The 1,369-nt window shown below is 71.9% G+C and carries 1 protein-coding gene; it reads right to left on the bottom strand.

Annotated elements, in window-relative coordinates:
• Positions 1–1,300 (bottom strand): putative lipid II flippase FtsW (gene ftsW, locus SACSA_RS21285; RefSeq protein ID WP_083940132.1); only part of this gene is annotated, 1,300 nt, incomplete at its 3' end.
• Positions 1,301–1,369 lie beyond the last annotated feature (69 nt).

A 1,369-nucleotide genomic window follows, 5' to 3' on the forward strand; every position in this document is an offset into this window, starting at 1 on the left:
TGCGCTCGGGCGCCGCCGCGCGTCCCGTCCGCTCCGTGCGGGACGCGGGTCTGCCGTTCGACGCCGACGCGGGCCTGCCGTTCCGGCGACGCGCGGGTGGCCGGTACGGGTCCGGCGCGGGCAACCGCATGAGGCGTCCGAACTTACCCGGCCCCTGCGTCCGCAACGCGGCCACCGCCTCCGGTTCGTGGCGGGCACAGTTGGCCAGCAGCCCGAACAGCACCATCGTCACCACCAGCGAGGTCCCGCCGTAGGAGATCATCGGCAGGGTCACCCCCGTGACGGGCAGGAGCCCGACGACATAGCCGATGTTCACCGCGGCCTGCGACACCACCCAGGTCGTGAGGGTGCCCGCCACGATGCGGATCCACGGGTCGAGGTTGCGCATGGCGATCCGCAGGCCCACGAACGCCAGCAGTCCGAACAGGCCGAGCACGGCCAGGCACCCGACGAACCCGAGCTCCTCGCCGATCAGCGCGAAGATGAAGTCGTGCTGGACGTTGGGCAGATACATCCACTTGCTCTGTCCCTGCCCCAGCCCCTTGCCGAAGAGGCCGCCGTCGGCCAGCGCGTACAGCGCCTGGTTGGCCTGCAACCCGTCGCCGAGGGGGTCCTCGTCGGGGTTGAGGAACGACACGATGCGGTCGAGCCGGTAGTCCGCCACCAGCGCCAGCACCACGGCCCCGGCCACGGCGCCGAGCAGGATCATCGTGAACAGCCGCACCGGTGCGCCCGCGAACCACAGCAGGGCCAGTAGCACCACGCCGAGCGTGATCGTGCCGCCGAGGTCGGGCTGGGCCATCACGAGGGCGAACATCAGCAGGGCCGCCGGGAGCACCGGCACCAGCAGATGGCGCCACTGATGCAGCACCTCGTACTTGACCACCAGGATGTGCGCGCCCCACAACGCCAGCGACACCTTGGCGATCTCCACCGGTTGCAGCGACAGCCCGGCCACGACGAACCAGCCCTGCGAGCCGTGGACGGAGGTTCCCAGCGGGGTCAGCACCAGCGCGAGCAACGCGAGGCAGATCATCACGGCCGGCGACGACAGTGCCCGCACCCGGCGCAGGGGCACGCGCAGCGCGAGCCAGAACGCGACCGTGCCGACCGCGAGGAACAGCAGGTGGCGCGCGAACAGCGCGTACACGCTGCCGTCGGCACCCGGGTCGTAGGAGGCCACCGACGACGCCGACAACACCATCACCACGCCGATCACGCCCAGCGTGCCGCACGTGGCGAGGATGAGGTGGAAGTCGGCCAGCGGCCGGGACAGCCACGCGGTCAGCGCCGTACGCACCGCGGCGGGGCCGCGGTCGGACCGCGCTTCCCCGTTCCGGCGCGCGAAACGGGCGGTTCCGTCGCCGCC

It is taken from the genome of Saccharomonospora saliphila YIM 90502 (assembly GCF_000383795.1).
GTDB classification, from domain to species: domain Bacteria; phylum Actinomycetota; class Actinomycetes; order Mycobacteriales; family Pseudonocardiaceae; genus Saccharomonospora; species Saccharomonospora saliphila.